This window comes from Sporolactobacillus sp. KGMB 08714 (assembly GCF_036598985.1).
Taxonomy (GTDB): Bacteria; Bacillota; Bacilli; order Bacillales; family Sporolactobacillaceae; genus Sporolactobacillus.
The window spans coordinates 49,807-73,705 of the sequence record NZ_JAUUBW010000056.1 but is presented as its reverse complement, the minus strand read 5'-3'; the positions used below and the strand labels follow the sequence as shown (position 1 = coordinate 73,705).

Sequence of the window (23,899 nt, the reverse complement as noted above, 5' to 3'; positions counted from 1 at the left end):
GGCATCGTTGTCCGATCCTGTTGACACTAAAAACTATATCTTCGTTTGTTAAGACTTTAAGGAAGCATAAAATTCCGGCGGACGGCTGTATCGCGGCCGGACAAAAGCGCGTCGTTCTGCAGGCGTGTCGCAACGAGGCCTCCGGTTTCTCCTAAATCCTGTCGATCGGCAGGCTTTACTATCTCCGCTTCCTTCTGTTCATGAACTTTCCGGACGGCGGCTTGTGCCGTTATCCTGATGATAGGAATTTGTTAAACTGAAAAATTTTCACTGACGTTGATATTTATTCTGTGCTCATTGTCCGGAAATTCGCGTCGAAATAGTGTGAAAGAGGATTCCGGAGTGCCTGTACAGCGATTCTGGGCGGTGAAGTCAGCAGGATGGAAACAGTCGGTACACAAGCTGTCTGAATTTCCGCTTTTAATCCGTGCCTGTTTTTCTCGGATTCATAATCTATTTTTGCCGATCATTGGTCTACTTGTCCGGGATGTTCGTATACATGGTAGTACAATCTATGGGGATCAGGGAGGGTATGCCATGTTCTATCGACGATCATCTGTTACGGCAGCGGCCGTGCTGCTGGCGCTGGCTTTGCTTGCGGGGTGCGGGGCGGCCGCCGATCGCCAGCCGTCCAGCGTACAGTATGTAAAAAACAAATCGGAACTGGCTAAAACGGCACATAATATAAAATCTGTCCAGAGAGAGCTTTATCTGTCCGATGAGAACGGGCTTCTCGCACCGCAGACCGTCGCGCTGCCGGCCTCACCCGCTCCGGCCCGGCAAGTGCTGGATTATCTCGTCCAGGACGGACCGGTGACGGATCTTCTGCCCAATGGTTTTCGGGCGGTTCTGCCGGCGGGAACCATGGTCAAAAGTGTTTCCCTGGATCGGCAGGGGCTGCTGACGGCCGATTTCTCGTCAGAACTTTTGGACGCCCCGGTCAGTGATCAGGGCCGGATTGTTCAGTCGATTGTCTGGACACTGACTCAGTTTGATAACGTTAAGAAGGTAACTATTCGTGTCAACGGTAAAGCGCTAAACGGATGGCCGAACAGCAAACAGCCGGTCGGCCAGGAGCTGACCCGCTCGGACGGAATCAATGAGACGTTCGGCGGCGTGGCGGATGTGGCGGACAGCGTGCCGGCAACCGTTTACTACTTGTCTTCAAACAAGGGAAAATCCTATGACGTTCCGGTGACGGTCCGGATCGCCCGGAGCGGATCGGACAGTCTGTACAGTCTGGTCAATACGCTAATACGTGAACCGGCGGGAACGGTGTTCATCTCGACATTCAGTCCGGATACGGAACTGGTTGAGAAGCCGGTGGTCAAAAACGGAGTGGTTTATCTTCACTTCAACGATGCGTTATTTACAGATAAGGCGGCAAAAACAATCAGCGACGATGCACTCCGCTGTCTCGTTCTGACGCTTACAGGCGAGAACGGAATCCGGCTTGTATCGATCAAAGTCGGCAGCTCGGACAAGGTGATGCTGGAATCCGGCAAAATGATTAGCGGCCCGGTGTCCCGTTCGATGGTGAGTCCGGCCGGGTTGTAATCCTTTAAGAAAAATATGGTATAGTAAACAAGGGGCGGCGTACGGAGCCCTTCCCAACATTTTGCTTAAATATGAGGTATGCGGAGGCAGTTGATATGATGAGACCAGACGGAAGGGCGAATGACGAACTTCGCCGGATTCAGATAGTGCCGGATTTTATCATCCATCCGGAAGGCTCCGTGCTGATAACGGTCGGCCGGACAAAAGTCATTTGCAACGTCACGATCGAAGATAAGGTCCCGCCGTTCATGCGCGGACAGAAAAAAGGATGGATAACGGCGGAGTACGCCATGCTCCCGAGAGCGACTCCGGAGCGAACCATCCGCGAATCGTCCAGAGGGAAACTGGGCGGCCGAACCATGGAAATACAGCGCCTGATCGGCAGAGCGCTCCGTTCGGTCGTGGCTCTTGATGAGATCGGGGAGCGGACGCTCTGGATTGACTGCGACGTCATCCAGGCGGACGGAGGAACGCGCACGGCCTCCATAACAGGCGCTTTTGTCGCGATGGTACTCGCTCTTAAGAGGGCCGTCGATAAAAAACAAATCAGCAGAATTCCGGTCAAATCCTACCTGGCGGCCACATCTGTGGGCATCCATCCGTCATACGGTCCGATTCTGGACCTCTGCTATAAAGAGGACTCGACAACGGATGTCGATATGAATATAGTTATGAACGGGAAGGACGAATTCATTGAGATACAGGGTACCGGCGAGGAAGCGACATTCAGCAGGCAGCAGCTTTCCGTGCTGATCGATCTGGCGAAAAAAGGGATCCATCAGCTCATCGGTGCCGAAAAGTCGCTCATCGGCGATATACTGACCGAACAAAAGGCAGGGACGGAGAAGTGACCCAAGTATTGGTAGCATCGAATAATCCGGGAAAGATCAAGGAAATCAAAGCGATGCTCTTGAATTTTCAGGTTGAGCTTTATTCACTGAAGGACCTCGGCATCAGTGCCGAAGTAGCGGAGACAGGTTCCACCTTTCGGGAAAATGCGGCTCTGAAAGCAGAGACCCTTTCTAAAAAGACAAAAATGGTCACGATTGCCGATGATTCAGGGCTTGCCGTCGATGCGCTGGACGGAGAGCCCGGGGTCTTTTCCGCACGCTATGCCGGGACGGACAAAAACAGCGAGCGCAATATTGATAAACTGCTGGATAAATTGAAAGACGTGCCGCCGGAGAAGCGGACTGCCCGTTTTATCTGTGTTCTGGCACTCAGTATTCCGGGAAAACCGACCCGTTTTGCCGAGGGGCGGTGCGCCGGGCTGATAACAAACGGCCGAAGAGGAATGGGCGGATTTGGCTACGACCCGGTTTTCCTGATTCCGGAAAGGCAGCTGACTTTTGCGGAAATGGGAGCAGCGGAGAAAAATAAAATCAGTCATCGTGCGCATGCATTGCAGAGGCTGCGCGAAAACTGGGGCAGCTGGTTGGGGGGAGATTAATGAAGTGGCTAATTGTCAGTGATACGCATGGATTGAGGCGGGAAGTGGCTGAACTGAAAGAACGTTATGCCGGACAGGTTGAAGCCTTCATTCACTGCGGCGATTCGGAACTTGAAGCGGACAGCCGTGAATTGGACGGCTACATAACGGTGGAAGGAAACTGCGACCGTACGAGTACTTTTCCCGAAGAAATTGTCCGGACAATCGGACCGCTTAAATTTCTGATTGTTCACGGCCATTTGCTTGGCATCAAAATTTCCAAGAGGAAACTATATAACAAAGGGTTGGAGAATAAAGCGGATATAGTCTGTTTCGGACATAGCCATCTTGCAGGAACGTTCCAGAAGGGCGGCATGGTTTTCATCAATCCCGGCAGCCTTCGTCTTCCCAGAAACTATCAGGAAGGTACATATGTGATTCTCGAGCTCAGCCCGGATCAAAAGACAATGGGGGTTACCTATTACACCATTGCGGGTGCGCCGGTTGATATGTTTTCTAAAGTTTATCGCCGGCAAAACGAAAACAGCCGTTTAAAATGAAAGGGGACACCTTGATCGGACAAGGTGTCCCCAGGAGTGATGCGGAGGAGGGCACTCACGCGGCGTTATCAGGCAACCCGATTGGTTAACCTGATAATTCATTATATGTGAACATGGCTTGAAAGAAAGGTATGAATGAATGAGAGAAACAGCCTGTTTATTCCGGACTATGAAAAATATTCTGTTCAGGACCGGCTCCCGTCCTTATGCGATTTAGCCGCGGTCATTTTCCGGGGACGGGCAATCTTACTGCCTGCTTTCGCTGCCGCGCGGGAAAGACAGGCCCGGTGAACATGGAGATTTGCCCGGAGATAGGCTGCCGATGGAAGAACAACTCAGCGTCGCAGCACTTTTGTCCCTATCAGTCTGTTATGATTGTCCGACAGCCGAAATATAATCGGGAGCACCGGAAATAATAAGGCTGCCTGAAACGGCGGTCAAAACTTCTGATTAACTGCCGGCTTGAATATTGGCGGAAGTCCGGTGCCAAACTGAAAATCCGAAAAATATTCGAACGGTTTTATTTGAACAAGTACCTTTCGCTTCGTGCCTTTTTGAACATACAGCCGGCAGATAAATATCGTCCATCTTTTCCGGTGATTGCCTGTATATTGTCATTGTCAACTCCCGACCTGGATTATTCTGCACTTCCGGTTGAAACAATTTGACAGGCATTGACAGATACGATTTTACCATCTAAAATAGTAAAGGTCGTCGAATGATCATGTTTCCGTTGGAAAATGGTTGACCGACCGATTTTCTGTCCCAGTAGCTCAGCTGGATAGAGCAACGGCCTTCTAAGCCGTGGGTCATGGGTTCGAATCCCTTCTGGGACATAGCGAAAAGCCTTGATATGAAAGGCTTTTTTATTTTGGAATAAATTGGCAAACAATAAATTGGGAGTGAAATGGGAGCAAATTTATTTTTCTTTGTGTTTTTTGTTCAAAAAATTATCAAAATGCTCGACTGCTCCTTCGTCTGCTTCCTCTAGAAAATGGCCGTAAATATTCATGGTCGTCTGGATATTTGAGTGACCAAGGCGACTACTGATGATTTTCGATTGGACATTTTCATTGATTAGAAATGTGGCCGATGTGTGCCGGAGATCATGAAAGCGGATATGCCGTAACTTGTTCTTCACGGTAAATCGACGCCACCACTGAGAGATACTATCTGGACGTATCGGTTTGCCATTCAAATCAGAAAAAATGAATAAATGCTCTTCACTGTCACCGAGATCATAGGAGACGATATTTTTATCATTCGTTTTCTGTTTATGATACGCATCAAATAGGGCGGATAGAGCATCTGGCATTTTCACTTTTCGATCGCGTTCTGTCTTCGTTGTATCCTTGAGATTTAAGCCAAATTCGTCTGTAAGTGATTGCTCAATACTGACTGTGTTGTTTTTAGTGTCGATATGTTTCCATTCGAGTGCGGCAATTTCGCCCTCACGTGCTCCGACCGTGAATGCAAAGATGATCATCAGCTTCCATTTAAGCGGCATTCTCTCCAATTTTTCCAGCATCAATTTAATTTCATCTTTCGAGTATACATCGGTTTTTCCTTTGCCAAGTTTCGGCGATTTGACGCCATCTGCGGGATTGCTTTTGATGACTTCAAGGTCAACGGCACATTGCAGAATACTATGAAAGGCCTTGTAGCAATTTCGAATGGTAGATTTGCTGAGTTTACCCTTTTTCCCATCTAATCTACGGCCATCTTTTTTTAAATCATTCACAAAATTAAAGATGTGCATCGCTTTTATGGATGACAGTTTCATATGACCGTATTTAGGCAAGATCCGCTTGTCGACAATACCGATATAGCTTGCCCGGGTAGCGGGTGTCTGATTGCCTTCAACATATTCAATCCATTTTGGATAAAATTGTTTGAGCGTAATTTCTGTCGGCTTTAAATAATTCCCGGAATTAACTTCAGCTTCGAATGCCGCCAACATTTTCTTTGCCTCTGTCTTATTTTTTGCCTTAACCGGCTTCCGTTCGGAGATAGGTCGACCTTTCTCGTCATAACCGATAATAACGTTCAGACGAAAACTATTTTTTCCTCTCTGTTCAACATACGACATCAGGATCACTCCTTATCAGCAACAAGGTAATACGTTCTTGAAAAATTGAAAAAGTCCCGTTAAGACAACTTTAACGGGTAAAAATATCTTGTCTCAATAGGAACAGCTATGGGAACGCCTAGATCCATGCGAATCGTTCTTTACCGATCGAGAGTATATCTTCAATATCCGCAATTTGGAAGATCAGCCGGCGAATGTTCTTGAGATCGGCAAATGGTTCAATACGGGCCCGCAGCGCTTTGAGATTGACGCCGAATTGGCCGGGCTTATGTTCGTTAATGATCATCTCTCCAACATGCACAGAGCAGCCGAGAACACCATCGTCAAGGTCAATGCTGTTTACTTGAACAAAAAATTGATGAATCGAGAAAAACGTGACCGATTTGTTCCAATCGATCGGCCCCTCAGCAATGTACCAAAGTGGATATAGCCGGCCGTCAACATCGGCATCATAATAAATCATGTATTTCAAGCCGTTCACCCTTTCGCTCAAGTTGATCCTTCAGTTGATGCATGATCCGCTGTGTCTCAGGCGACTTCTCGGAGAGGTCGTAGGCTGGCGGTGTGGGCTCGCAAACCATTTCTTCGTATTGCCGTTTAGATTCCCAATAGATTTTTGCACGAATGTCGCGAATGCGTTTGGTGGCTATATTCTCGGTGACTGTAAAATCCTTCATAAGGCTCCCGACTGTATAGGGCTTGCTGAAATCAATCATATGAAAGGGAATGGCCGCATACATGGCGAAAAGGTTGGCATCCCATTCCTGATATTCGCGCATGGATTGCGGCATATTTGTCTGGTCGCCATAATGGCGGAGAACATGGCCGAGTTCATGCAGGAACTGCTCGTGTTGTTCCGTATATTCAATACGGCTGTCCACGGCAATGTAGGGGATATGACCGATGATCTTGGCGCCGGAAATACCGTAATAGCCACCATACTCAATGCCAAAAGCGCGGCAGAGATTATCGGCACGAATGTCAGAGGGGAGGAAAATGCCGGCTTTGATAAACGTATCAGATACCCATTCTTCGACGAGCGGGGGATTATAAAACGGTTCCATTTGATCATCTCCATATAGTACGATCATACGTTCGATTATAAGACCAAAAGAAAAGCCCGTAAAGGGCAAGGATTATTGGTAAGCTATTTAGGCTGACAATTCTTCAGTAAACTTGTCTCTTTCACTATAAGGAATAATTGTCGATTCAGGCATCATTGTGATAATATTTGCAGTCTGCTTTCCTATTGGTTTCTCTGTATCATTTATGAATGTATAGAAATGAATTTTTTCTGTTGGTTTAATTTCAGCTGTTTGTTGAATGTCAAACAGAATAGCTTTGGCCAGCAAATTATTTCTAGGATCATTCAAAACCTTAATGTATCTATCAGGTATGTTATCCTCTGGCAGGCCATTAATTATAAAATCAAACTTATGTTGAAGTCCGTTTTTACCAGAAATACTCATATTTTTAGAACGCCTAATTTTATTCTGAATAAAATATCTATCCACATCCTCAATGAAAAGTTCTTTGATATTTGATTGACGAAGAATGAACATATCGTTTACAAAAAGGATGGCCTGAATTAGTTGGTGCTTTGCTTGAGCAAAATTTCCTATATTACACTCGATAGTCAATTCATCATTCATTCTAGTTATTCCGTAGCTGCCAAGAGCGGATGAAAGTATATCTTTACGTTTATCTGAATTATCAATATCAATGCCAGACATAAACAGATCCTGAATCGTGTTTGAATCGTCAGTAAGTTTAATTCTATTTCCGTCAATAATTGCATAAATGAGCAAATGATCATTATGCCGATCAAGGAATGGTGATTCAATTCGAATAACACTTGATGACAAATTCCTGAAATCGATATTTTCTTTTACCCATTTCAAATACTCATTTTCTAACGTTTGAGCGTTATTCAAATAAATCACCCCCTTGTCATCTTGAATCTATATTAATTCCACTTTTATTAACATGAACAAATTCAAGAAAATTAATAAATGTGAGGACATAATCATCTGATAAAACAAATAAGTTTTTTGGCAACGGATAGGCCCATCTGTCTTCTCTAGATTTATATTGCTTATAAATATGTATATGCGGGCCTTGTACTTTTTTGTGATCAGGATTCTCATGAGTAGGTCCACCGACATCTACCCTAACTAAAATAAGATTAGCATGATTTAGACGCAATTGAAAAGTGAATTTTGGTTCTATTTTTCCCTGATTTAGGTCAACTTTAAACTCATTTTTACCATCATCGGATATTAGATCCAATTGATCCCTTTTCCCGGGATCAGGTAAAATATAATTCTGCATTTTCCTATGAAAATATTTTAAAGCCCTTATCAGTTCCTGCGCCTCTTTTTCTGTAAGCACGTCCCCATCCCCTATGTACGCCCTCAAAAAGGGCAAGTTCATTATGAAAATTAAATAAGTATAAATGCAAACCAACCAATCGTAATGTAGAAGAAATCAATTCACATGCAGCGTCTGAGTTATTGTTTTTCCACCGATTGTAATGTTCACAGGGTAATCTCCCGGCTTAGTCCTAGTCCCGACCTTCCACGTCCAGGAAACATTACCGCTTCCGTCTGTAGTCTTGCTTACTAATCCAGCGGCTGTGCTGGGTCCAGAACTATAAATGACTTGAATAGAAGCCGGAGCGTTTGGAGAACCCTTTGCCGAGACAGATGCTATCTGCCCAGGAGAGACGTTCAGTCCGCTGCCTGTAACCGCAGGTGTCGGGGCCGGCTTGGGCGCTGCGGAAGAAGCCGGAGCGGATGCTTTTTTGGGGGCGCTCGCGACTGGCTTACTTGTCGCGGCCACACTACTTGAACTGCCTGCCGATGGCGCTACAGCAACTGCTGCCTGAGAAGCCGAGCTGGCCGAAGCCGAACTATTGGCTGTGTCGTTATTAGAACTATCAGCTGAGCTACTGGCGTCCGACCAAACCGATGAGTCAGCCTGAGAAGAACTGTTGTCAGAGCCTGAAGAAGAGTCCGACGTCGCAGCTGTCTGACTGTCTGTACTGTTTGTTGATGGTTGATTGGAGGAAGCGGTGGCGCCCACCGCCAAAAAAAGGATAATTGAAAGAACAGCATAGCCTAGGAAGGCTCTGCCTTTTGTTTTCTTTTTCGTCCAGAAAGCAAGTTTAGGATTAAAGAGTGAGATAATAGCTAGCATCACCGAGATGATGAGTAATGATCCGAAGAATGTACCAAAATGGCCTGAAAATAAACTAATAATGGCAGAAATAGCGAAAACTGCAAGAATAAGGCTTAAACATCCGATTCCACGTTTTTTTCCTTTGTCTGATCGGGTTGCCCCTTGATCGCCGTCACCCTGCGGCGTAGAACTTCTCCGCTCTGGATTTTCGACATCGACATAAGACAGGCCAGTACCTGGAATGCCGACGCTTTTAGTCCGGGTACCCTTCGAGTTAATCGTATAATGAGCACCCTTTGTGCCAAAAGTCATTCCGAAACTCTTCTTATTGATGTTAAACTTAATGCCTGGTAAGATTTTAAAGCTTTTCCGAAATCTAAATCCCATGATCCTATCCCCTTATGTAGTTTTCTTTGCGATGGCGTTTTGCTTACGTCAGCAAAAGCTGTTACTCGTGTAGAGCAAGTGATATATTTTTTATCTAGTTAGGGGAGTGGAGGGTATACAAACAGTAAGACCAAGTCTGTCTTCTCTCCAAATGTGAATCTTATCTATATAAGAAAAACTAGTTAATGGGCAAGTAAGAATCAAATACCTAATAGCTGTTTTTTCTTTGCGTCGAATTCTTCTTGAGTGATTGCGCCCATGTCGAGCAGTTCTTTATACTTTTTGATCTCGTCGGCAGGGGAGGTAGCAATCTCTATATGTTTAATCTCGTTTTCCGTGACTGCAGGGATAAATGCTTGAAGCTGTTCCAACGTCTTCTGATTGCATTTAGCGATAAGAATAAATCGCTCTCCATTTTCACGTTGAAGGAGAATAGATGCAGTGGAGAGATCTTTCCCTGTTCCTCTGGCAGCAAGTGCTCCAGTAATAGCTCCGGCCGTCCCATAAATTCGCCCTAGTGCAGCGCCGCCGATCACATTGCTGATACTTTGTTTAAAATTTTCGGTGCGGTCATAGCCGATCAGTTTGAAGGTGCCATCAATTGGAAATTTTGAATCAGCAGCAAATTTAACTTCACCTGATGCCTCTTGATACATTGTGTACCACATCTGAGCGTGAAAGCCTAACTGATCAGTGCCATTAATGATTTCAAGGCCAACACAGATCTTACCCTTTAAATTGACGTTTTCTTTTACTCCATGATCGTTATTTTCAATATCGCCAAGGACTTTTTCTAGCTCTACCGCAAATTCAGTGACTTTTTTCTTTCGATCGATTGGATACACTATATTGCTATTTTCATAATTGAATTTGAAATAATCGTGTTTTGCCGTTCTTTCAGTATGGAAATTTACGATTTTATTTCGTTCATATGGTTCAGGCTTTATTCGAAATGCACCCTCGAAAAAAATAATTCTCTGATCGGACAAAACGATGATATTATTGCCTTTACCAAAACCGGCCAATTCAATTTTTTCATCATCTTGTAATATTTTTGATAAGGGTTCCGAATTATTAAATGCAATCAGACTCCCAACAAAAGGTTTTAGTGCCGCCTTGACTTCTTTGGCTGACGACATTTTGCTTCCTCCTTACCCAGCGTTTTGAATCATATTTTCTTTCTTGGCAAGCGCAAGGGATTGCCGGTATTCTTGAGCTGCTGCGATTTTTGTATATTCAACCGTTTTATCATGATTCTTTTCTACAACAGCTTTTATTTCTCCCAGCGAAACATGGAAAAATTCTTTCCGATGGTTAACTTTATTCAGACGACGATCATCAAATGTCCTATGTAAAGCCGTTTCTAGGGCTGGGGCATCCTCACTGAAGATCGTTGCATGAATATCAAACGAGAAGGGAACAGAGGCATCGCCCAGCTCTTTTACACGTTCTGTGGGATCAAGCCGACGTGTCAAACCAATTTTATATATATCATCACCGAATGATCCTATATTGGAAATTATGTAAACATAACCAGCACGAGTATTTTTTTCTCGGTTAAAAACGTCTTCTTTATCTTTATTCAGCCCTTCAATGTCCTTATTCAATTCTTCAATCTTATTGAGTATTTCTAACTTGGAATCTCCTTCAGCGTCATTTGCTTCATCTTTCAATCTCTCTAATTCATTATTGAAATGTTGTTCTTCCTTTTCAATTTTCGCTTTCTCTCGTTCAATTTCACGCTGAACCTTTGCCTCTTCACGCATTTGTTCTCTAAGCTGACGCTGTTCTTCCTTCTCCTCCTCTTTTTTCTGCTCATACTCATATGCAAGATATAGTTCATCATATTTTAAAGCCAAATATTCTTTTTTGATTTCTATTCGATTTCGTTGATTGGCCTTGTTTATAGCCCTGTAAGATGCGTTTATTCTCTTTTCGCAAGTATCAACATTATTGAATTTAACTTTATTAATTGATGTATCGCACTCACTGTTAAATGCCCGTAAAGCAAGACGAATGTTATCGTTTGTCATGGCCCGCCCTTTTTGTTTGCTTCCGTCGACTTCCCAACCATCAAAATAATCGACGGCTTCCTTTGTTCTAGCCATTTGTTTTTGCTTCGTTCTGATTTCTTTTAACTTATCTTGATATTGTTCAGAGTTTTCAAAGTGATAATGTGGCTCATAAAATCCGAATGATTGATTGAGGATCTCTTCATTTGTTTCTATAATTTTCTCTTTCAATTCTTTCAGCTCATTTTTGGCTGTTGATATATCTTCTTTAGTGAGGTTAAATTCATTAATCATTTTTTCATTTTCTTTGATTTGATCAGATAAACTATTGTTCTCTTTTTTGAGTTTCTCAAGTTGCTCTTTTTCAGCATCGATCTGTTTTACGATATTGATTTCATTTTTCTTCTCATTTTCTAAGTCATTCAGTGTGTCTTTGATAAATTGTATTTCTCGCTTGGCTGCTTCCGATTCACGACGTTTAATTTCGAGATCGGCCGACAACTTTTTAATCTTATCTTCTAAGTCCGTAACCATTTTTTCTTTATCAGCAATTTGCTTATTGATGTTTTCGATATCAAGTAGTTTAAAATCATTCATGATTTGGCGACGATTTTTCATTTGTAAGATAAGAAGAACAATGCCGATTATGGCAGGAATGATAAAAAACCAGAATGCAAATAGCACAGCAATTAATGGTGTCGAATAGTACCATTTATCTTTAAACTGCATAATTGCCCTCCTCCACGAACATAGATATAATTGCCTGATTAATATTAACTATTTAAAAGACTATATAAAAACCCATACCTCAAAAGTATACAAATCATTCCGCGTTGTATCGATCTAGGGTGTGGGTTCATCCAAGTTAATTATTTAACTCTCTTCAGTTCCTTGATGTCGGTTTCCTGTTCGAGGGAACGCATGGCTAATGCTTCAAGTATCTTATCTTGTTTTGCCTGACCTGTAACTAGCACATGCTGATCAGTTTTAATTCGTGTTATGTCTTCTGAATTTTTTACGACCTGTTCAACGATACTGTCTAACTTTTTGTCGATCTTATCAAAATGTTCCTTGAACTCGTCCTGGTTGCTTTCAAGAATATTCAGCTTATCGACAATTTGCTTTAATAGTTTGCCGGACATATGTTTTATTTCCTTCAAGCCCTTTTTAGTGCTCTATTAATACCTGCTTCTTGCTTGATTGAGCGCGCGGAGAGAATATTAATAGCTTCGTCTTGAGTATCCAATTTTTCATTAACAGATGTGAGTTGTTCTGAATTTTTGACAACCTGCTCTGTGATTGCGTTCAGCTTTTCATCATGCTGATCTAAATGTTCTTTTGTCTCCGCTCTAAAATCGCTTAATTCCTGCTTCAATCCATGCAATTCTTCCACTATTTGCTTTAGTAGTTCATCGGACATTTGGTCACCTCCCCAAAGCAGATTTATTTATTTCGATTTTCTCTTTTCTTTTTTTGTTCTTGTAGAAATTTGAAATATTCCTCAAGTTTATCCAGATCTTCATCGGATGCATGATCAAGGTCATGAAAGAAGCGGCCCTCCGGTTTCTTTTCGGGATTCTTAATGTCAGATCGACCAGAAAGATAATCGGTGGATACATTAAATATATCTGCTATTTTAGTTACCGTATCCAATGGTGGTTGTTTTGTGCCGTTTTCATAAGCAGTGTATGTTGTTCTTGCAACACCCAATTTATAAGCAACATATTCTTGTGTCCATTTAGGATCTTGGGTTTTTAATTTCTCTCGTTCTTCTTTAAGGCGAGTAGAAAATTTATCCATTTAACCACCAACTCACTGTAGTTTATTTAATTATAAGGTTACCTAAAGAAACATGAAATAAAATGTTTCTATTAAGAACAAATAATATTGACATGTTACTTATAGGGACATATAATAAATCCATAAGGTTCCTTAAGGGAACATAAGGAGGCGATAAAATGAGACCTTGGCTTAAAGAAATGCGTGATAAACAAGGATTTACTCAAAGCCAAGTTGCCATAAAAAGCCGCATTTCAAGAAGTTATTACACGCATATTGAAAATGGGACTAAAACTCCTAGCGTTCCTGTCGCAATGAAAGTTGCAGAGGTATTAAATTTCAATTGGACTCTTTTTTTTAAAAATGATAGTTCCTTAAAGGAACACAAAGAACAGGAGGTGAGCTAAATGTCTGATATAAAACAATTCAATTTCAAAGGATTACCTGTATCCATCATTGATAGAAAAGATGAAGTTTGGTTTAAGGCACAGGACGTGTGCCGGGTAGTCAGCATCCAAAATGTCAGTGATGCAATGAATCGCCTTGATGAAGATGAATTTAAAGACATCAATTTGACTATCGGTTCAACCGAGGGTCAAACAGGAGGATTAAGACACGCACTATTCGTCAGTGAGCCGGGTCTTTACCATCTCTTGAATGGTTCTCGGAAGCCGGAAGCACGACCATTCCAGCGCTGGGTGAATCACGAAGTGCTTCCGGCAATCAGAAAGACCGGTCAGTACTCTAACGTTAAGCCGCTTAACGAACGTCAATCTCTGATCGCAGCCATGAAACTTTCAACGATGGTCGCAGAAGAAACGGATCAACTCAAAAAGATCACACAGCAACATTCACAAAAACTTCTTGAACTGGATGAAAAAGTCGAAGCACAAATCACACTCGATCATGGTGAACAGCGCCGGCTTCAGAAGGCGGTCGCCCGCCGAGTGTACGAACTTGAAACAGACAAGGACCAGCAGCGGAAGCTATTCCACGACATCTACCGCGAGTTGAAAGACCGCTTCGCTGTTGCCAGCTACAAGGACATTCTCCGACGAGAACTGCAGGACGCGATCCGGTACGTTGAGGCGTTCATCCCTCGGCGCGTTGCTTAAATCAATTCATTGGAAAGGAGATGATCTGATGTCACACATTGACCGTTTATCCGCACAGGAAGCGGCCGATTACATCGGCTGCCATCGAGAAACCATCTACAAGCTGGCTCGGCAGAAAGAAATCCCGCATTGGCACATCGGCCGGAATGTTTGTTTTTCACGGGCCAGCCTTGATAAGTGGAAACACGATCAGGAACGCGAAAGCATTGCTAATTAATGGATACATCCATTTTATTTCATTCCATATTTTGGAGAGAGGCGAACAGAATGGGGAACAGGGAGAACGCAGCATCGATCTACCGGCCATCAGCATTACGGATTGTCCTTCGTGTGGCGCGTGAATGTTCTGTCAATCCGAACGTGCGCACGAAAAAGGCGCTTTCGGAACAAATCGGCATCTCGAAAGAAAGGGTGGCGGATATCGAAAATGGGTTAAGCCGTATCAGCCTAGATGAGGCATTGCACTGGTGCGATGCCTGCGAAGATCAAGTGGCGAGACAAGCCATTCTTCATATTTTTGGCTGCGATCGTCCGCCAACTGATCCGAGATTGGTTAAGAAACTCGAAACACAGCTTGTCAATTACATCGATCAGGCACAGAAAGGCATCCAGGCGGCGCAACGGCTTCTCGAAATCAGCAAAGATATGCGGCCCGGTAGGCCCATTCAGGAGTCAAAAAAGAACGAAATTAAGGAACTCGCCGGACAAATCGATGATTCCCATCAGGCTGCGACCTGCACCGTCGAGTCGATTGAAATGAACTGGGGGATCACGCAAGCGGAAATCATCAACGCCTGGACATCTGAAGCCATTTGCGATGAGGTGGCGATCAGTTCAATCGATCGGCTCGTCAAAATTGAAAAAGAGAAGGCGTTCGGATGAATCTGATGACTGACGAACTGAAAGATCGCTTCCTGCCGACGGACCTGCCAGCCGTGCAGAAGGAAATTGAGACAGTTGAGATGATGAACCTGCGCTGGACGCTGAACATGGCGATCGGGCAGATCGAGGACGCTCAGGAAAACATGATCGAAGCTTGCCGTAGCATGCAAAACATCGAGAAGATGGCTGATTCAGCGCAAGCCTGGCGGAACACGCATCGGCTGATGGCCGCTTTGCAGGGCATGGGTTATGACATTCGCAAGGTGGAGGTGAAGGGGAGATGAACAAAAACACCGTATGGTATTGCAGCCGACTTATGAAAGGTTGGGAGGTTCACGAATTAGCAAAGACGGCAAAAGAGGCATTGATGGTTCTTGAAAACGAAAAAGTCCCGGTGCCAGCCGAGACTTCCAAATAAGCAAGAATGAATTTTAACAGTTTCATTTTATCACAGCCGAAACGGGGTGGACAACCCCGTCCGCTGAGAATGACCGCTCAGCGCTGATGAGGCAGGTCAGGGAAGGAGAGCTGAAAATGCAGGACATACCAGATCATCCAATCATTCGTGACATGGAACGGTTTGGCGAAATAAAAGAACCTGTCATCCACGGATGGCACTGGGGGAAGGAGGATCGAAATTATGGATTCGGTAATGACCCGTTCTTTTCTGAATACGTTTTTGAATCGGATCAGACACGACATCGAGTTTGAAAAGAGTTGGATTGCGGAATGTGAAGAAGAGATGAATAAGTCTGAAAATCCATTTGAGAGCCAGTTATATTGGGGAGTTATTCAGGAAGCAAAATCAAATCTGATAAGGATGGAAGGATATGCGGAAGCCCTTCAGCAGAACAAAGAAAAGACCGCTTCATCACAAGCGATCTTTTGAACCACCATCAAATTATTCTACATGCCCATTGTAACACGGGCAAGGAGGAGCAACAACGTGCCAACGATGTACGAACTAACCGACGCATACAAGCGGCTCATGGAGGCTGCAGAAGGCGTTGACCACGATGTTTTTGAAGATACCCTGCAATCGATCCAGGACGGCATTGAAGACAAAGCTCAGGGCTATGCGGCAGTGATCGCCGAACTGCAAGGCGATGTAGATAAGCGCAAGAAAGAGATTGCCCGAATCACCGCGCAGAAACAGTCGCTTGAAAGCCGCATCAAGCGCATGAAAGACAACCTGTATCAGGCGATGAAAACAGCCGGTGTGCAAAAGGTCAAAGGGCGATACACCGTAACCATTCGCCGAAACGCTCCGCACGCGGTGATTATTGACGAAGACAAGATACCCGGAACTTATATCCAGACGATTAATAAATACGATATGCGGACGCTGACGGACCTCATGAAGCAGGGATATGAAGTACCCGGAGCGGAACTAAAGCAGTCACAATCGATACAAATCAGATGAAGGGAAGGCTGATAAACATGATGCCTGAAACAGCCATTCAACCAGTTAATTCACTGTCACTTATTGATTCAATAGACGTTTCGTCGGTTCAAACAACGCTTGCAAAGATTGGACAATTTCAAACCATCGTTCAGAACTCTCTCAAATCAGGACATGATTACGGCGTGATTCCAGGGACCGGAAAGCCAAGCCTGCTTAAGCCAGGCGCAGAAAAGATTCTTATGCTGATGGGCATTACAAGCAAATACGAGGTCACAGAGCGCATTCAGGATTATGACAAAGGGTTCTTCGCTTTTTCTGTTAAATGCACATTGACAAAGAGCGGAACACCCATAACTGAAGGATTAGGACATTGCAACACAAAAGAGAAAAAATACATCAATCAGGATCCCTTTACCCTCGCTAATACCTGCCTGAAAATGGCAAAAAAGCGAGCACAAATCGATGCGACGCTGACGGTTGCGAGTCTATCGGAAATATTTACACAGGACATCGAGGACATCGGAAACTTTAACCAGTCTGAGAGTATTGAAACAATGACGCTCGAAGATGCAGGAAATATGAAAATCACGTTCGGAAAAAAGCACAAAGGCCAAACATTGAAGGAAATATGCCGTACGGATCGGGGCTACCTGGAATGGCTGAAAAATGCTGACAGAACCAATCCGGCCCTCAAAAAAGCCATTGAAGTTATTTTCAACGCCGGGACAAAGAAAGCAGGGGAGAAGAAACAGGAACAGCCTGATCCTAAGCCGCAGGATAGTCCAGAGGATCTATTCGGGCCTGAACCGATCGACATTAAAGATGAGGATCTTCCGTTCTAATGGAATATCCAATCAATATCCCGGAGTACATCTGGTATTCCGGGAATCAATTTAAAGCCTACGTCACTGCCTATCTACAAAAAAACTGGCCTGAAATGAAGCCAGTGAGAGTGCGCCCATTTAGATACATCCTATGTGTGAAGAAGGACAGAGTTGACAGTTAGGAGGTGAGGCCTTGAATTACATCAAATTGATTAATGCATTCTATGATCGGCTCGAAACAAGTCAGCTGAGCACATCAGCCATTGCTTTATGGCACGCCCTGGCGAACACAAACAATAAAGCTGGATGGCTTAGAGAATTTGCGGTAGCTGTATCGGTGTTATGCATTAAGACAGGCCTTTCCGAAAGAACGATTGCTAATGCACGTAATGACCTGAAGATAAAAGGATTTATTGATTTTAGGTCGCGGAAAGGAAGCAAGTCGGCTATTTATCGACTGTATGATTTGTCGGCAATGGTTGCCTACAAAGTTTCCGGGAAATCATTGCAGGCAACAGATGCCGACAATCTTTCCGGCAATGCTTCCGACAACCTTTCCGACAAACCTTCCGACAATGTTTCCGCATTAGTTAGTTGTGAAACAAAACAAGATAAAACGAAACAACAAACTGCAGTTAGTCAGCAGCATTGGTTTGATGAATATTATCAGTGTTTCGGACAACAGCCCAGCCCGATACAGTGTGAGAAAATCATCGTCTATCTTGAACAAGATGGACTTAGCGATGAAGTCATTTGTAGATCTTTCATGATAGCCGCAGAACTCGGCAAGTCTTACGGATATGCTGTCGGAATCCTGAACAATTGGGCGGCCAAGGGTATTAAAACCTTAGCGGATGTTGAGCAGGAGCAAAAACAATTTCAAGCGAAGCGGCAGAGAACGCAGAACGGTCCACAACCACAGCATTCAGAAGCCGTTCCCGACTGGGCGAAGCATCCGAAGAAGGAGCCCGACGTTAGCCCGGAGGAAGCGGAAAGGCGTGCGGCCGAGCTTGAAAAATACTTTGAGAGTATCTAGGAGGAGGCCGAAAAGGAATGAAGGGATTTATTGAAATTACCGATCCAGGCGATTATAGGCAGTTAATAAATATCCACCGGATTGAGCGGGTGCGCGAAGGTGATGATGGCTCGAATGAAGGGGCACACATCTTCATCAAAGGCAGCGGCGGAAACAGCATTGATACACAGGAAAAATATGAAGCAGTAAGGCAGAGAATCCAATGGGCACAGGATGAAGACGAACTGCCGATCAGCACTGAAGCGGTCGGATTCATGGCGGAGGAGGAATCAGCAGATGTCGATGATGACTAATCTTGAAATCGACCGCAAGCTTGCTGAAGCAATGGGATACAAAATTCTCAATGAAAATTTTCGCGGCCATTTAATGTTAATAGATCCTAAATCGCATGATGCGTGGGGTGAATTCTCCTATGGATGCGAGTGGAAACCAACAGAATCAATGTCCGACGCTTGGAAAGTCGCGGAACGGTTTGGGTTAGCCGAATTAAAAAATCAACGATACGGCAATGGACGATGGAAGGCGCTGATGGCTATTAAACATAGTTATTGGTTTATGCAAGCTGAAGCAGAAACAGCCCCACTCGCCATCTGCAAGGCGGCGCTGAAGGTGATTGAAGGGAGCAAAAATAATGCTGCAGAAAACCATCTATGAAAATGAAATTTCAAAACTCGATGCGCATTTTGATGGCGAATTGATAGAACTTACGCAATATCTTGAAGGAAAAGTGACTGGATTTATTAGCATTTATAAACCAGAGTTGGATGATCTTGTGAAGTTTGTGGAAGGGAGCGAGAGCGATGAGTGAACCCTATACGCTGAGATATAGGCAATCCGAAGAAACTCTACAAAAGTTGAATAGAGACAGTGGACTTACTGGTTTTAAACGGGCAATTGAAGACGTTGTGGCTGTTAGTGGAAAAGACGAGGTTATTGACATGGTAGCGGCTTGCTGGAGCGGAAAGAAGATCGTCAATCCGATGTCGCCGAGAGAAGAATTGAACAAATTAATGGACGCCCTATTTCCAAGCGATAAAAATCTTGTTCGGCAGGTGCTTGGCATCATTGCTAAAGATCCGAAACACGCAGAAGTGAAGGATTGGCTGAAGGATGGTGAGACGGATGATTGAACAAGATAAAAATTGGGATGGAACATGCACTTGTACGGAATGTTATTGGAATATGTGGAATCCAAGATCAAGAACGAAAGACGACAGTTCCAAAGTTTGTGTATCGGAATCGCTAGATGACACTAAAATGCAGCCAAATACAAATAAATGTCCCGGATTTTTAAGTTATAAAGAATTTTGTGGATGTGAGAAGGGAGAAAAGTAAAGCATGAGTGACCGGCTGGAAGAAATTAAAAAGAGCTTTTATGTACGAGAAGACGATATGAAGTGGCTAATTGCCGAAGTGGAGCGGCTGAGAGATAGAAATGAATATCTGAAAAGTGAATTAGAAGCAGCGGCCGTAAGATATGTTGGTGAACGGAATGATTGAATTTACGATCTACGGTGAGCCGGTAGCACAAGGCCGCCCCCGTTTCGCCCGGCGTGGGAAGTTCACGCAGGCTTACGATCCTCCGGACAGCCGAGAGTACAAGAAATATGTGAAGCTGCTGGCCAGCCAGAACCGGCCGCACACGCCGATTGAGGGCCCGGTGGAGCTGAAGCTATTGATCTATCGCCCGCTGCTAAAGTCGATGAGCAAAAAGAAAAAAGCTGCAGCTGTTGCCGGCGCGCTCCGTCCAATCAAGAAACCGGACGTCGACAATGTGGCTAAAGGCATCATGGACGCGATGACCGGAATTATATGGGCTGATGACAAACAAGTGGTCGGTCTTCAGGTATCCAAATATTATTCGGAACAGCCGCGCGTTGAAGTGCAAGTCATTGAGCTGGACGAGCAAGTCGAGCAATTAAATTTAATCTAAAGGAGCTGTTGAGCATGGCTTATATCGAATTTAGCCCGCTTGTTAAGAAAGTGAACCTAAAACCGGATGGTGTTCAGGAAATTGTGCTCGAAGTCAGGGGGGGCGGTCTCGCCGGGAAGATTGACGCACTGGCCGACATGATTGATACACACGTGAATGTGCAGCTGGAAGAGAAGTACGTGGCTTATAAAGTGACGATCAATAAGGAAACGCAAGCACCAATGACGGAATACAAAGTAGACGAGCAGGGTGTTGTACACGAAGTCAAGCCAGCATTCGAGCAGGAAGAACTGGATCTCGGACTACCGCCGGAGTTGGTACCGACTGAAGAAAAGGACGAGGTCCTTGAGCGTCGGACGATTGATGAGTTTATCGCCAGTGGGTTGGCGCCGAAATTTGATGATCGTAGCTATGATTTCTTCAACATAATCAGCTGGCATTTGGACGGGCTGTCCTATCTAAAGATCGCGTCTAAGCTGAATATTTCAGACGGGCAATTAACGCAGGATCTGGACGAGTACCGGAAACGCGTGGCCCCTCTGGCTGAGAAATGGGATGAGTGGAGAAAAGACCAGGAAGCGAAAGCAAATCTGGATCATACGGACACAGACGAGGATAAGGGTGAAGATAATGACGATGACGGGGAAGGAGCAGGGGCGGCGTAAGCCCCTTTAGTTTATTCGGGAGGGGATCTTATGTCTCGACGTAAATGGATCTTGTTGTTTCGAATGGAAGGCCGGCAGAAGGTTCACCTGTACGAGCCACTGCAGAAGTACGACCTGAATGCGCGGCTGCGGGACGGGTGGAAAGAGGTTAAGAGGAAAAAATTTTGAGTAATAAAAGGGACACCTAAATGAGGTGCCCTTGACATGAAGGTGCTGAATGAGTCGGGGGCCCTGGTGGAAATGGGAAATGACTACCAGATAACGGCACCGATGATGATCAGCAGAATGAACAGGACAATCAGCAGTGCGAAACCACCACCTGCACCATATCCATATCCACCGCCGCATCCGCATCCGTAACCAGCAACTGAACCTCCCATGACGACACCCCCTTATCACGTGATAAGGCAGTATATGTGCGGAAGGATAAATGTGGAATGGGTAAAGCGCCTAAAGGGGCCATTAGGTGAGAGGAAAACAAAAGGACACCCGGCGGAAGGTGCCCTTTGAAGAAGGATGTCGGCTTGGCGTCAGCGGATATAGCCGATTTCATTAATTAATGAAAGCAACTCCAACAATAATTAACAGAATGAACAGCACAACAATCAGAGCGAAGCCGCTGCCAGCTCCATAGCCGCTGCTGTAGCCACAGCTTGATCCACCATCATAGCCCATGAGAAAACGCCTCCTTGTCACGTGATAATACATGATATGAGCGGACAGACGATCTTGAAGGGGACAAATGGATGAATGATAGCGCCTGTTTTGTCAGTGGGATATGGCGGAGTAGACAGCTAAAACGAAGGAAAGGAGGAGTATTATGAAAGTTATTTATATTAGATGGCATAACAATTATGACTTTGTTCTAGGTCGAGAATATGAAGCACAGCCTTATAAAGAAGGATGGCTGTTAGTAGATGGGCAATTGTATCGTGAAGGATACTTTAAAAAAGTTTAATTCATGACCTGACGATATACAGAAAGAAGGAAAGACAATGGAAAAATTGGAAGATGCAATCACAGAAGCAATTCCGTTACACGTTTACTTTTTTGAAGACGGTGAAAATCATTGGATTCTTGCACTGAATGAACAGCAAGCCTGTGATTACTACGAGAAAGAATACAATCCTGATTTTGCTGAAGAAATGGATGGATATGATGTACATCAAGTCACTGAGGAAGAATTGGACTCAACAAAAATTGATGACGAAGGCGAAATGATTTCTCTTCGTGAACTAGTTGGGAGATTGACTGACCGATCGATTCCACAAGTCATTGCTTCAAGTATTTATTAAATAAAAAATCGGGATCCCTCCCGATCGTTCGACATCTTAATTCTACCATACGGAGGGATCCCGATGCGATTAAAAAATATAGCGGTTGATCCGAAGTCAATGCACATAAATGTTGATATAATGGGAAATAAGGAACCTTTTGCCATTGTGGTGTGTGATGGTAAAGCTCGGATGACGGAGCTGCCAGAACATGGAGAGACGATTATCGTGACGCACCAGGGCAAGGTGAAGCGTGTGAAATGGGACGAGGGGGAGGAGTTTTGAGTTTTGATTATTTTAATAAGTTCTTTGCATTCACTAGAATTTATGATGAATTAATATCAATAACTGTATTACTAGGTTTCATCGCAGTATTGATGTTAATATTATTATTTATTGTATTAGGGTATATCAAATTAAAAGAATATTTAGGTGAAAAAGCTAACATTACAGTAGTATATTTTACAATATCGGCATGGGCTCTATTCTTCTTTTTAGTTCTATTTTCAAATAATACATCTGGCTCAATGACTGTCGCGTTTTCCGGAATTTCTACCATAGTTGGTGCTTCGCTTGGCGCATATATTTCGGGAGCAAACGCTGCACAATTGGCTTCAAAGAACCTTTCAAAAATGGATAAAGAAAGAAAAATAGAGTCTCAAACTATTATCAAGGCAGTTCAAAAACGTATTGGTACATTAGCAGATTTAATTAATTCCATAAACAAAAAGCAATTGGCTGACCCTTCATACAACATTGAATATGAAAAGATTAGGGAAAAAGTAAGGTTCATCAATGATATATATGACAATATTCAATGGAATAAAATAGAAACAAATATAATTGATCAACTTATGGAGTGTAAAATTTATGTTAAGTTGCTTGATACAAGAGTTTACAATAAGAGTGGAGCATCCGCAAATTACTCTAATTTATCTAAACTACTTAATGAAAAATTTGAGGGTAAATCTTTTATTGATTTAATTAATGATCAAAATAGCCTTTTAAAAAATTATCTATCCTAATTTAGTTCTACCAGTCATCTGGAGGACATGGAATACGGTTAAAAGCCGTTATTCTGTGTCCTCTTTTTATTTTAGGAGGCGCGCCATGAAGGAACGAAAGAAGAGCAGGAAGCGGAAGAAACGGAACCAGGATATATCAAAATACGAGTGGCGTGCATTGATGGGCGAGTTCGATCAGACGCTTGAACGTCATCATGGTGCGTTCCGCAGGAAGGGGCGGTAGGGATGACTGAAGCAACCGAGCATATGTCTCTCAAAATGTACAACGAACTGTGCGAAGAGATTGACATCCTTTATCTGCGCATTCAGCAGCTTGAAATTGAGCGTAAATATTACTGGAAAATGGGCGCACGTTCGATCATCCATTTCGATCAGGCCATGGAGAAAGTGTGTGAGGTTGACGACGTCTTGCGTCCGCTATATGCAATATTGGAAGATAAAGAGTACGTAAAAAAACGACTTGAGCAGAAAATAAGCACGCTCGATGGAATTGATTATAAGGTTGCCATCATGAAAATTCAGGGAAAATCGCTGATAGAAATTGCTGATGAGTTAGGATATAGCTACTCATGGATCAAGCGAGTGAGCTCGAAAATCAGCAATAGACTCTTTAAAATGGCGGCTAAAAAGGTTCATGGATGAAAAGAGTGTACCAAGAGTGTACTGCACTATTGATTTTTATATGTTATGTTATTACCATGGAAGGCAGGTCGGAGAGTTGAAGCTCCCCGGCCAGAACAGAAGACG

Annotated in this window: 41 protein-coding genes, 1 tRNA gene and 1 other RNA gene; 30 read left to right on the top strand and 13 right to left on the bottom strand. The window is 43.9% G+C overall.

The features are described 5' to 3' along the window. Positions 1-537: 537 nt before the first annotated feature. From Q6A92_RS17700 to Q6A92_RS17680, 5 genes are all read left to right on the top strand, one after another. Positions 538-1,557, top strand: coding sequence for a GerMN domain-containing protein (locus Q6A92_RS17700; protein WP_274398198.1), 1,020 nt, complete (start codon positions 538-540; stop codon positions 1,555-1,557). Positions 1,558-1,655: 98 nt separating this feature from the next. After that, the gene (rph, locus tag Q6A92_RS17695; protein WP_274398306.1) at positions 1,656-2,408 is read left to right on the top strand and encodes a ribonuclease PH; all 753 of its coding nucleotides are present in this window, start codon (positions 1,656-1,658) and stop codon (positions 2,406-2,408) included. 53 nt (positions 2,409-2,461) lie between these two features. After that, entirely contained in the window at positions 2,462-3,007 is a 546-nt protein-coding gene (locus tag Q6A92_RS17690; protein ID WP_443029755.1) for an XTP/dITP diphosphatase, read from the top strand. Next, on the top strand, positions 3,007-3,546 hold the full coding sequence (locus Q6A92_RS17685; protein ID WP_274398196.1) for a metallophosphoesterase family protein: 540 nt from the start codon (positions 3,007-3,009) through the stop codon (positions 3,544-3,546). The genes Q6A92_RS17690 and Q6A92_RS17685 overlap by 1 nt, the downstream gene beginning before the upstream one ends. A 762-nt stretch (positions 3,547-4,308) precedes the next feature. Then, positions 4,309-4,382, top strand: a tRNA-Arg gene (locus Q6A92_RS17680). Between the two features lie 83 nt (positions 4,383-4,465). Here Q6A92_RS17680 and Q6A92_RS17675 read toward each other — a convergent pair. The 11 genes from Q6A92_RS17675 to Q6A92_RS17625 form a co-directional block, all read right to left on the bottom strand. Next, the gene (locus Q6A92_RS17675; RefSeq protein ID WP_332238930.1) at positions 4,466-5,635 is read right to left on the bottom strand and encodes a tyrosine-type recombinase/integrase; all 1,170 of its coding nucleotides are present in this window, start codon (positions 5,633-5,635) and stop codon (positions 4,466-4,468) included. Positions 5,636-5,753: 118 nt separating this feature from the next. Further along, positions 5,754-6,107: a hypothetical protein gene (locus tag Q6A92_RS17670; protein WP_332238929.1), complete on the bottom strand. Its 354-nt coding sequence runs from the start codon at positions 6,105-6,107 to the stop codon at positions 5,754-5,756. Continuing rightward, positions 6,085-6,699 carry an ImmA/IrrE family metallo-endopeptidase gene (locus Q6A92_RS17665; protein ID WP_332238928.1) on the bottom strand — a complete coding sequence of 205 codons (615 nt, stop codon included), beginning with the start codon at positions 6,697-6,699 and terminating at the stop codon, positions 6,085-6,087. The genes Q6A92_RS17670 and Q6A92_RS17665 overlap by 23 nt, the downstream gene beginning before the upstream one ends. A gap of 87 nt (positions 6,700-6,786) precedes the next feature. Then, positions 6,787-7,569 (bottom strand): DUF1828 domain-containing protein, encoded by a 783-nt coding sequence (locus Q6A92_RS17660; RefSeq protein ID WP_332238927.1) that lies wholly within the window; start codon positions 7,567-7,569, stop codon positions 6,787-6,789. Between the two features lie 16 nt (positions 7,570-7,585). Then, the gene (locus Q6A92_RS17655; RefSeq protein ID WP_332238926.1) at positions 7,586-8,026 is read right to left on the bottom strand and encodes a DUF6978 family protein; all 441 of its coding nucleotides are present in this window, start codon (positions 8,024-8,026) and stop codon (positions 7,586-7,588) included. 96 nt (positions 8,027-8,122) lie between these two features. Next, positions 8,123-9,202 carry a DUF4236 domain-containing protein gene (locus tag Q6A92_RS17650; RefSeq protein WP_332238925.1) on the bottom strand — a complete coding sequence of 360 codons (1,080 nt, stop codon included), beginning with the start codon at positions 9,200-9,202 and terminating at the stop codon, positions 8,123-8,125. Positions 9,203-9,402: 200 nt separating this feature from the next. Then, the gene (locus Q6A92_RS17645; RefSeq protein ID WP_332238924.1) at positions 9,403-10,341 is read right to left on the bottom strand and encodes an SHOCT domain-containing protein; all 939 of its coding nucleotides are present in this window, start codon (positions 10,339-10,341) and stop codon (positions 9,403-9,405) included. A gap of 12 nt (positions 10,342-10,353) precedes the next feature. Then, positions 10,354-11,943, bottom strand: coding sequence for a DUF4041 domain-containing protein (locus Q6A92_RS17640; RefSeq protein WP_332238923.1), 1,590 nt, complete (start codon positions 11,941-11,943; stop codon positions 10,354-10,356). A 140-nt stretch (positions 11,944-12,083) separates the two neighbouring features. Next, complete coding sequence (locus tag Q6A92_RS17635) at positions 12,084-12,356, bottom strand: hypothetical protein (RefSeq protein ID WP_332238922.1); 273 nt, start codon at positions 12,354-12,356, stop codon at positions 12,084-12,086. A 14-nt stretch (positions 12,357-12,370) separates the two neighbouring features. Next, positions 12,371-12,634 (bottom strand): hypothetical protein, encoded by a 264-nt coding sequence (locus Q6A92_RS17630; RefSeq protein ID WP_332238921.1) that lies wholly within the window; start codon positions 12,632-12,634, stop codon positions 12,371-12,373. Between the two features lie 23 nt (positions 12,635-12,657). Continuing rightward, a complete protein-coding gene (locus tag Q6A92_RS17625) occupies positions 12,658-13,014 on the bottom strand; it encodes a helix-turn-helix domain-containing protein (protein ID WP_332238920.1) in 357 nt (118 codons plus the stop codon). Between the two features lie 158 nt (positions 13,015-13,172). Here Q6A92_RS17625 and Q6A92_RS17620 point away from each other — a divergent pair, with 158 nt between their 5' ends. The 19 genes from Q6A92_RS17620 (at position 13,173) to Q6A92_RS17530 (ending at position 21,021) form a co-directional block, all read left to right on the top strand. After that, positions 13,173-13,400, top strand: coding sequence for a helix-turn-helix transcriptional regulator (locus Q6A92_RS17620; protein ID WP_332238919.1), 228 nt, complete (start codon positions 13,173-13,175; stop codon positions 13,398-13,400). Then, on the top strand, positions 13,401-14,108 hold the full coding sequence (locus Q6A92_RS17615; protein WP_332238918.1) for a BRO family protein: 708 nt from the start codon (positions 13,401-13,403) through the stop codon (positions 14,106-14,108). A gap of 28 nt (positions 14,109-14,136) precedes the next feature. Beyond that, a complete protein-coding gene (locus Q6A92_RS17610) occupies positions 14,137-14,325 on the top strand; it encodes a helix-turn-helix domain-containing protein (RefSeq protein WP_332238917.1) in 189 nt (62 codons plus the stop codon). Positions 14,326-14,375: 50 nt separating this feature from the next. Further along, complete coding sequence (locus Q6A92_RS17605) at positions 14,376-14,990, top strand: helix-turn-helix domain-containing protein (RefSeq protein WP_332238916.1); 615 nt, start codon at positions 14,376-14,378, stop codon at positions 14,988-14,990. Beyond that, entirely contained in the window at positions 14,987-15,274 is a 288-nt protein-coding gene (locus Q6A92_RS17600) for a hypothetical protein (protein ID WP_332238915.1), read from the top strand. Before Q6A92_RS17605 ends, Q6A92_RS17600 begins: the two co-directional genes overlap by 4 nt. 168 nt (positions 15,275-15,442) lie before the next feature. After that, positions 15,443-15,509, top strand: an RNA gene (locus Q6A92_RS17595) — hammerhead ribozyme type II. A gap of 121 nt (positions 15,510-15,630) precedes the next feature. Next, a complete protein-coding gene (locus Q6A92_RS17590; RefSeq protein ID WP_332238914.1) occupies positions 15,631-15,879 on the top strand; it encodes a hypothetical protein in 249 nt (82 codons plus the stop codon). 66 nt (positions 15,880-15,945) lie between these two features. Next, positions 15,946-16,413 (top strand): siphovirus Gp157 family protein, encoded by a 468-nt coding sequence (locus Q6A92_RS17585; protein ID WP_332238957.1) that lies wholly within the window; start codon positions 15,946-15,948, stop codon positions 16,411-16,413. Positions 16,414-16,430: 17 nt separating this feature from the next. Continuing rightward, complete coding sequence (locus tag Q6A92_RS17580; RefSeq protein ID WP_332238913.1) at positions 16,431-17,237, top strand: exodeoxyribonuclease X C-terminal domain-containing protein; 807 nt, start codon at positions 16,431-16,433, stop codon at positions 17,235-17,237. Positions 17,238-17,412: 175 nt separating this feature from the next. Continuing rightward, positions 17,413-18,255, top strand: a complete 843-nt coding sequence (locus tag Q6A92_RS17575; RefSeq protein ID WP_332238912.1) for a DnaD domain protein — start codon at positions 17,413-17,415, stop codon at positions 18,253-18,255. A gap of 17 nt (positions 18,256-18,272) precedes the next feature. Beyond that, entirely contained in the window at positions 18,273-18,548 is a 276-nt protein-coding gene (locus Q6A92_RS17570) for a hypothetical protein (protein WP_332238911.1), read from the top strand. Beyond that, positions 18,532-18,909 carry a BC1872 family protein gene (locus Q6A92_RS17565; RefSeq protein ID WP_332238910.1) on the top strand — a complete coding sequence of 126 codons (378 nt, stop codon included), beginning with the start codon at positions 18,532-18,534 and terminating at the stop codon, positions 18,907-18,909. Before Q6A92_RS17570 ends, Q6A92_RS17565 begins: the two co-directional genes overlap by 17 nt. Next, a complete protein-coding gene (locus tag Q6A92_RS17560) occupies positions 18,887-19,063 on the top strand; it encodes a hypothetical protein (protein ID WP_332238909.1) in 177 nt (58 codons plus the stop codon). The genes Q6A92_RS17565 and Q6A92_RS17560 overlap by 23 nt, the downstream gene beginning before the upstream one ends. Continuing rightward, positions 19,056-19,385, top strand: coding sequence for a hypothetical protein (locus Q6A92_RS17555; protein WP_332238908.1), 330 nt, complete (start codon positions 19,056-19,058; stop codon positions 19,383-19,385). The genes Q6A92_RS17560 and Q6A92_RS17555 overlap by 8 nt, the downstream gene beginning before the upstream one ends. Beyond that, a complete protein-coding gene (locus tag Q6A92_RS17550) occupies positions 19,378-19,590 on the top strand; it encodes a hypothetical protein (protein ID WP_332238907.1) in 213 nt (70 codons plus the stop codon). The genes Q6A92_RS17555 and Q6A92_RS17550 overlap by 8 nt, the downstream gene beginning before the upstream one ends. A gap of 3 nt (positions 19,591-19,593) precedes the next feature. Further along, positions 19,594-19,755, top strand: a complete 162-nt coding sequence (locus tag Q6A92_RS17545) for a hypothetical protein (RefSeq protein WP_332238906.1) — start codon at positions 19,594-19,596, stop codon at positions 19,753-19,755. Continuing rightward, positions 19,748-20,188, top strand: coding sequence for a RusA family crossover junction endodeoxyribonuclease (locus tag Q6A92_RS17540; protein WP_332238905.1), 441 nt, complete (start codon positions 19,748-19,750; stop codon positions 20,186-20,188). Before Q6A92_RS17545 ends, Q6A92_RS17540 begins: the two co-directional genes overlap by 8 nt. Before the next feature lie 14 nt (positions 20,189-20,202). Beyond that, positions 20,203-20,853: a 2-methylcitrate dehydratase gene (locus tag Q6A92_RS17535; protein ID WP_332238904.1), complete on the top strand. Its 651-nt coding sequence runs from the start codon at positions 20,203-20,205 to the stop codon at positions 20,851-20,853. 30 nt (positions 20,854-20,883) lie between these two features. Further along, positions 20,884-21,021: a hypothetical protein gene (locus Q6A92_RS17530; protein WP_332238903.1), complete on the top strand. Its 138-nt coding sequence runs from the start codon at positions 20,884-20,886 to the stop codon at positions 21,019-21,021. Between the two features lie 83 nt (positions 21,022-21,104). Here the strand turns inward: Q6A92_RS17530 and Q6A92_RS17525 are convergent, their stop codons facing one another. Beyond that, the gene (locus tag Q6A92_RS17525) at positions 21,105-21,233 is read right to left on the bottom strand and encodes a YjcZ family sporulation protein (RefSeq protein WP_332238902.1); all 129 of its coding nucleotides are present in this window, start codon (positions 21,231-21,233) and stop codon (positions 21,105-21,107) included. 172 nt (positions 21,234-21,405) lie between these two features. Further along, positions 21,406-21,528 carry a YjcZ family sporulation protein gene (locus Q6A92_RS17520; RefSeq protein ID WP_332238901.1) on the bottom strand — a complete coding sequence of 41 codons (123 nt, stop codon included), beginning with the start codon at positions 21,526-21,528 and terminating at the stop codon, positions 21,406-21,408. Between the two features lie 145 nt (positions 21,529-21,673). Between Q6A92_RS17520 and Q6A92_RS17515 the strand changes: the two genes are divergently transcribed. From Q6A92_RS17515 to Q6A92_RS17490, 6 genes are all read left to right on the top strand, one after another. Next, positions 21,674-21,811: a hypothetical protein gene (locus Q6A92_RS17515; RefSeq protein ID WP_332238900.1), complete on the top strand. Its 138-nt coding sequence runs from the start codon at positions 21,674-21,676 to the stop codon at positions 21,809-21,811. A gap of 37 nt (positions 21,812-21,848) precedes the next feature. After that, positions 21,849-22,148, top strand: coding sequence for a hypothetical protein (locus Q6A92_RS17510; RefSeq protein WP_332238899.1), 300 nt, complete (start codon positions 21,849-21,851; stop codon positions 22,146-22,148). A gap of 63 nt (positions 22,149-22,211) precedes the next feature. Next, complete coding sequence (locus Q6A92_RS17505) at positions 22,212-22,412, top strand: XtrA/YqaO family protein (protein WP_332238898.1); 201 nt, start codon at positions 22,212-22,214, stop codon at positions 22,410-22,412. Continuing rightward, positions 22,409-23,152 (top strand): hypothetical protein, encoded by a 744-nt coding sequence (locus tag Q6A92_RS17500; RefSeq protein ID WP_332238897.1) that lies wholly within the window; start codon positions 22,409-22,411, stop codon positions 23,150-23,152. The genes Q6A92_RS17505 and Q6A92_RS17500 overlap by 4 nt, the downstream gene beginning before the upstream one ends. 85 nt (positions 23,153-23,237) lie before the next feature. Continuing rightward, on the top strand, positions 23,238-23,375 hold the full coding sequence (locus tag Q6A92_RS17495) for a hypothetical protein (protein WP_332238896.1): 138 nt from the start codon (positions 23,238-23,240) through the stop codon (positions 23,373-23,375). A 2-nt stretch (positions 23,376-23,377) separates the two neighbouring features. After that, a complete protein-coding gene (locus Q6A92_RS17490) occupies positions 23,378-23,794 on the top strand; it encodes a hypothetical protein (protein ID WP_332238895.1) in 417 nt (138 codons plus the stop codon). Positions 23,795-23,899 lie beyond the last annotated feature (105 nt).